The 6,239-nt window shown below is 46.2% G+C and carries 8 protein-coding genes; 5 read left to right on the top strand and 3 right to left on the bottom strand.

Annotation, left to right across the window (positions count from 1 at the left end; all coding sequences use genetic code 11):
- Positions 1–416: 416 nt before the first annotated feature.
- The 4 genes from ACNA7P_RS04345 to ACNA7P_RS04330 are packed head-to-tail and all read left to right on the top strand — an operon-like array spanning position 417 to position 2,826.
- The gene (locus tag ACNA7P_RS04345) at positions 417–767 is read left to right on the top strand and encodes a Spx/MgsR family RNA polymerase-binding regulatory protein (protein ID WP_416257393.1); all 351 of its coding nucleotides are present in this window, start codon (positions 417–419) and stop codon (positions 765–767) included.
- Positions 760–1,914, top strand: a complete 1,155-nt coding sequence (gene dapE / locus ACNA7P_RS04340) for a succinyl-diaminopimelate desuccinylase (protein ID WP_416257392.1) — start codon at positions 760–762, stop codon at positions 1,912–1,914. Before ACNA7P_RS04345 ends, dapE begins: the two co-directional genes overlap by 8 nt.
- The gene (locus ACNA7P_RS04335) at positions 1,907–2,593 is read left to right on the top strand and encodes a M15 family metallopeptidase (protein ID WP_416257391.1); all 687 of its coding nucleotides are present in this window, start codon (positions 1,907–1,909) and stop codon (positions 2,591–2,593) included. The genes dapE and ACNA7P_RS04335 overlap by 8 nt, the downstream gene beginning before the upstream one ends.
- Positions 2,593–2,826, top strand: a complete 234-nt coding sequence (locus tag ACNA7P_RS04330; RefSeq protein WP_416257390.1) for a DUF2897 family protein — start codon at positions 2,593–2,595, stop codon at positions 2,824–2,826. The genes ACNA7P_RS04335 and ACNA7P_RS04330 overlap by 1 nt, the downstream gene beginning before the upstream one ends.
- Positions 2,827–2,885: 59 nt before the next feature.
- Here ACNA7P_RS04330 and purC read toward each other — a convergent pair whose 3' ends face one another.
- From purC to dapA, 3 genes are read right to left on the bottom strand one after another with little or no spacing between them, the layout of a single operon-like run.
- Positions 2,886–3,599, bottom strand: coding sequence for a phosphoribosylaminoimidazolesuccinocarboxamide synthase (gene purC, locus ACNA7P_RS04325; RefSeq protein WP_416257389.1), 714 nt, complete (start codon positions 3,597–3,599; stop codon positions 2,886–2,888).
- Positions 3,600–3,613: 14 nt separating this feature from the next.
- On the bottom strand, positions 3,614–4,732 hold the full coding sequence (bamC, locus tag ACNA7P_RS04320) for an outer membrane protein assembly factor BamC (protein WP_416257388.1): 1,119 nt from the start codon (positions 4,730–4,732) through the stop codon (positions 3,614–3,616).
- Positions 4,733–4,742: 10 nt separating this feature from the next.
- Entirely contained in the window at positions 4,743–5,621 is an 879-nt protein-coding gene (gene dapA / locus ACNA7P_RS04315) for a 4-hydroxy-tetrahydrodipicolinate synthase (RefSeq protein WP_416257387.1), read from the bottom strand.
- A 133-nt stretch (positions 5,622–5,754) separates the two neighbouring features.
- Here dapA and bcp point away from each other — a divergent pair, with 133 nt between their 5' ends.
- Positions 5,755–6,222, top strand: coding sequence for a thioredoxin-dependent thiol peroxidase (bcp, locus tag ACNA7P_RS04310; RefSeq protein WP_416257386.1), 468 nt, complete (start codon positions 5,755–5,757; stop codon positions 6,220–6,222).
- The last annotated feature ends 17 nt before the right edge of the window (positions 6,223–6,239 follow it).

Here is a 6,239-nt window from a genome sequence, read left to right as displayed (position 1 = left end):
CTTTCGGCTAAATTGCCTACTACCGCGTGATTAGGCCATAACCTTAAGTATTCAGCCCCGCGTTTTAATGTTTTCCACATGGAGCCCTCACTTTTTTACCATTACTGATTGTATATTCGCACAAAGTAGTGAATAAGATCAAAAAAACAGCATGTGCTGTTTTCTCGCACAACTAACTATTTCTATTTATTTCAGTACCTTAAAGACTTCACTTCAGCTAATTAACAAGGTTATCCACAGAAAAAGTGGATGAAATTGAACATCTCTTGGCACTTCCGTTTTTTTGTCGCTTATGGCATTGTTAAGCAACTCATTTTCATTACCGCTGCGCTGTAATTTAGTATACACAAAGCATCTGTAGCGCGCTGCACAGATGGGCATAGCGCAATACCAATAATTCTTCTTCGAGGTACTCCATGAGCATCATTGTTTTTGGCATCAAGAACTGTGACACCGTGAAAAAAGCCCTGAAATGGCTAAAAGAGCATAAGGTTGATTATCAATTTGAGGATCTAAAAACAATCCAATTACCCGCTTCCACGATCGAGCATTGGGTAAATGAAGTAGGTGTGGATACCCTAATTAATAAACGCGGCACAACTTGGCGTAAACTGCCAGAAGACGACAAAGGTGAGCTCACTTTGCCGCGCACAGTGCACTTGATTCAAGCCCACCCAACCCTATTAAAACGTCCGGTAGTTGTGGCCGCTGGTGTTATAACAGTTGGTTTTGATGAAGCAGTATGGCAGGAGCGTTTTGGTGTCTGAAGCATACGATCACAATCACCCAACGCTGGTTTTAGCGCGCGAATTAATTAGCCGTCGTTCAGTAACACCAAATGATGAAGGCTGCCAGCCATTGATGGCTGAGCGTTTAGCAAAGCTAGGTTTTTCTATCGAAGAAATGGTGTTTGCAGATACCACCAATATGTGGGCTCGGCGCAATAACTCCGGTCCGGTATTTTGTTTTGCAGGCCACACTGATGTTGTACCTGCTGGTGATGAAAGCGCATGGCACACCCCTCCTTTTGAACCCGTCGATAAAGATGGCGTGCTGTATGGCCGTGGCGCTGCCGATATGAAAGGTAGCCTAGCGGCAATGATCGTGGCTACTGAACGGTTTATCGAAAAGCATCCTAACCATACCGGCAGCCTCGCCTACCTGATTACCAGTGATGAGGAAGGCCCCTTTATCAATGGTACGGTAAAGGTAATTGAAACCTTAGAGGCACGAAATGAAAAAATAGCTTGGTGTTTGGTGGGTGAACCCTCAAGCACAAATTATTGTGGTGATGTAGTTAAATACGGCCGCCGAGGCAGCTTAACAGGTTATTTAAGCATTGCAGGAATTCAAGGCCATGTAGCTTATCCGCATTTAGCACGTAACCCAGTACATCAAGCTGCACCAGCTATTGCTGAGCTGGCTGCCGAGCTTTGGGATAATGGCAACGCCGCGTTTCCCCCTACCAGTATGCAGATTGTAGATATGCAAGCGGGCACTGGCGCCACCAATGTAGTTCCTGGCAAGCTCAACGTTACCTTCAATTTACGATTTAGCACCGAATCCACGGCCGAAGGATTGCAGCAGCGAATTTTAGCTATACTTGATAAGCATGAGCTTACTTACTCTATCGATTGGATCTTAAACGGCTTGCCATTCTTAACAGAACAAGGGTCGTTGGTAACCGCAACGAAAGCGGCGATTACTAAGATCATTGGCCAAGAACCGGAACTATCCACGGCTGGCGGCACATCTGATGGCCGCTTTATCGCCCCAACGGGGGCGCAGGTAATTGAGCTTGGTCCAGTAAATGCCAGTATTCACAAAGTGAACGAACACGTAAGCCACCGTGATTTAATTCAGCTTACCGATATGTATGAAGCAATTTTGGAGCATATACTCGTTGATGAATAACAATCAGTTGCCGAACACTTTGCAGCAGTTATTTGGGGTTACCAACCAGCACGTTACAGAGCTGCCCGGCAACACCTCTAGCAGCCTGTATTTGCAAAGCGAGGTTATGCAGGCATTTCAACGGATGCAGCAGGCCGCTGCAAGTGCTGGCCACGATTTACAAATCGCCAGTGCCTTTCGCAGCTTTGCGCGGCAAGAGGCCATTTGGGCACGCAAGTTTGCTGCCAGTAGCCAAGATGAGGCTGGGATCGCTACCATACTGCATTGGTCGGCGTTACCAGGCACGAGCCGCCATCATTGGGGCACTGACATGGATATTTATGATGCCACCGCTTTAGGTGAGCAAAAACTACATTTGGTGCGCGAAGAATACACAGAAGGTGGGCCTTGTTGGCCACTTTGGCGTTGGTTGCAAGATCATGCGGCAGAATATGGGTTCTATTGGCCTTATCAGGGCCGTGGTAATGGTGTTGCTGCGGAACCTTGGCACCTAAGCTATGTGCCACTAGCGGCTAAATACCTTGAGCTATGGCGTGATCCGCATACAATTTCCGAGTGGGCTCTGCTACTGCAAAGCAGAAAGCTACCTGGGTTTCCTCTGCTACTACAAGATTTAGAAGCTCTTATTCGCCGGTACACCCTGCAGGTTGAACCCATCCCCAGCGAAGTACAACGCTAATGGACATTGGTTGGGGCGCGATCCTTATTATCGTTCTGGCAATCGGGATCATTCTCAGCAATATTATGCTGGTTAAGAAAACCGCGCACATGAAAATGCCTGAATCGGTAGTAAAACGAGCGCAAGAAAAACGCCTTAGAGAAAAAGAGCAGCAACAAAAGATAACAAGTGATTCTGCAGAAGGTGAGCCTAGCAATAGTAAAGATAAGAACGACAACCCCAACAACACATAGAAAAAAAAGCGCTCATCATGAGCGCTTCCTCGGCTAGGTTATGTTGCGTATGCGATTGCTTAATCGAATTGCATACCTAAACGTTTACCTACTTCTTCGTAAGCTTCTACCACGCCACCAAGGCCTTGGCGAAAACGATCTTTATCAAGCTTGGTACGGGTTGCAATATCCCATAAACGACAACCATCTGGGCTGAACTCATCACCCAATACAATTTCGCCATTAAACACACCAAACTCGAGTTTATAATCCACCAATAACATACCACCTTCTGCAAATAACGGCTTGAGCACGTTATTTACCGCAAGTGTTAAGCGTTTCATTTCGGCGAGCTGTTCAGCGGTAGCCCAACCAAACGCTATGGCATGGCTCTCATTCACCATAGGATCATGCAGAGCATCGTTTTTGAGAAATAACTCAAAGGTAGGTGGGTTGAGTTCAAGCCCCTCTTCCACACCTAATCTGCGTACTAACGAGCCAGCGGCAAGATTCCGAACCACACACTCAACTGGAATCATTGCCAATTTCTTTACCAAACATTCATTATCCGATAGCAGCTTTTCCATTTGCGTAGGAATTCCTGCCGCTGCTAACTTTTCCATAATGAAATAGTTAAACTTATTGTTCACCATGCCTTTGCGGGCTAGCTGTTCAATTCGCTCACCATCGAATGCCGATGTATCGTCCCGAAACTGCAGAATTAAGTACTCTGGGTTTTCGGTGGTAAATACTGTTTTTGCCTTGCCACGGTATAACTCGTTAAGTTTTTGCATGAACCCAATCTCAACTATTCTTCAGTTTGCACACGAAACGCTTCTACAAACGCCGGCATCCAAGCCGAAATCTGCTCAGCAGAAACAGGTTGATCGTCGATATTCGCTAAGATGTATACTACACCATCGCGCTCATCCACATTAAATTCAACTTCAGTACCCGCGCGGAGTGGCAACGGGCCACCATCTCTACTACGCCAAAACGCTAAGCGTTTGAAAAAGCCACGCTTGCCTTCTGGTTCATACGCAGTATACAAAATCCCTTCCGATTGGTTGAAATCATCCAGAATAAAACCGATGTTTTCAAGAATCGATGGCATTAAGCCCCACGCCACATTAAATGAGCTCTCAAATGCGATGGCAGCAAAGCCATCAGGGGTTTCTGCTTCGCGTATTTCAACTCCCCTGCGGGCATCCGCCATACGATCTGCTGAATAGTTGGTGTTTAAGTGAGATGAAACTCGGTTTAACACACCCGCTTCTAAATCGCGTTGCAACATTACGGGCGTATCTTGACGAGACATTTCTCGGCCATTCACATACCAGCTAATATCGGTAACACGCGCATCAATTACGGTACTACGGCGGTGCGGTGCTGATTGCATCGCCACTTCAATTGTTTGCATGGAGGTATAGGTATCGCGAATACGGCGTAGGCGATTCAAAAAGCCAGGCCGCGTAACAGTGTAATGCTCTTGTTCAAAACGAGCAGTTACAATACGGCTTTCTGGTTCATTAACCACGATCTCCGCACCCATGCTACCTACAATAGATTCTACCCCACTCCAAACCCATGCCGGTAAATCACTAATGCCTTCTACCGAATCAAACGCCAAACGTGTTTCAGAAATACCATCTTCCGTACGGCTACCCGGCGCTAACGTTAATACTTGGCGAGGAGAACGAACACTAACTGCTGCACCAATTGAACCGGTTTCCTGTTCCGCTGAAAGTTGTGGCAAACGATACTGGGCACGCTGAGCTGGCATATTTAGCCCTTCAGGTACCACTAATTGGCCACGGTCTTCCACTTCTAGGTAATCAAACCCACCTTCTGCTAAATCACGTTGAGCTGCACAGCCGCTTACGATCAGCGCACTTAAGGCAATTGCCCCTACTTTAGTAAACTTCATCAAAACTCCGTTATTGTAAGTATCCTGCTGCTTTGAGTGCTTCTTCGATAACTTTTTCACTGGCAAGTTCCGGAGGCGTAAGCGGTAACCGATAATTAGCTTGAATCCAACCTAAATGTGCCATAGCCCACTTCACTGGAATCGGGTTAGCTTCAATGAACAAGGCATCATGCAGTAGCGCAAGTTTCTTATCGAACTTAGCCGCACCTTCAGCATCACCTCTACATGCAGCATCTACCATATGCTTCATGGTTTGCGGCATGAGATTCGCAGTTACACTAATAACCCCATGGCCACCAGCAAGCATAAATTCGCGCGATGTTGGATCGTCGCCGCTGAGTAACAGGAAATCTTGGCCACACAAGCGCTGTAGCTCAGCAACTCGCTCTACCTCACCGGTTGCTTCTTTGATGCCGATAATATTTTTAAACTGTGCCAATTCCGCCACTAATTCTGGCGCCAAATCGCACACTGTTCGGCCTGGAACATTATATAAAAATTGGGGTAAATCACTCGCCTCACTTACATGGCGATAGTGCTCTATAATCCCTTTTCGGCTTGGTTTGTTGTAATAGGGAGTAACATTCAAAAAACCATCAACACCATATTGGGCAATGCGTTCGGTAAGCTGAACCGCTTCTTGCGTTGAGTTTGAGCCGTTACCCGCAATTACTCGTATACGATTATCAGCAAGCTCAACCGTAGCGCGCACTACATCAACATGCTCGTCATGGCTTAATGTTGGTGATTCACCAGTAGTGCCAACCGATACAATCGCATCGGTACCATATTGAATGTGAAACTCAACGAGTTCAGCAAGGAGTTTATAATCAACATTGCCGTTGCTGGTAAATGGAGTGACAAGCGCCACCATACTGCCGGTCAGCATAGAATCTCCCTCTAAAAATAAGGCCACAATCTTACTCGTGCAGCCACTGAATAACAAGTGTACTTCACTAGCGATTTCGCAGAATGTATGCTTTCATAAAAATTAAATTGCCACATGCTTAAGGAGTTCAGCTATGAAAACTTTACAAGTGGGCGACAAAGCCCCAATGTTCACACTTCCCGATCAAAACGGTGAGCCCGTTAATTTAGCGGAATTACTTAAATCTGCAAAAGTACTAGTTTACTTCTATCCAAAAGCGATGACCCCAGGTTGCACTGTGCAAGCACAAAAGCTGCGCGATACCCGTGATGAACTTGCCGCAAAAGGTGTTGTGGTAGTTGGTATTAGCCCAGATGCGCCGAAACGATTAGCTAAATTCACTGAGCGCGATGAGCTTAACTTCACGTTGCTAGGTGACGAGCAAAATGAAGTTTCCAATGCATTTGGTGTGTGGGGCCCGAAAAAGTTCATGGGCAGAGAATATGATGGCATCCATCGCATCAGCTTCTTAATCGGCCAAGACGGCAAAGTAAGCCATGTTTTTGATAAGTTTAAAACCAAAGACCACCACGAGGTGGTATTAAACGCATTAACCGCATAACCGAAAAATACTATTCG

The sequence above is a fragment of the Aliidiomarina sp. genome (assembly GCF_047920995.1).
Taxonomy (GTDB): domain Bacteria; phylum Pseudomonadota; class Gammaproteobacteria; order Enterobacterales; family Alteromonadaceae; genus Aliidiomarina.
Note: the sequence above shows the minus strand (reverse complement) of the source record. Positions and strands in the feature narration are given on the sequence as shown.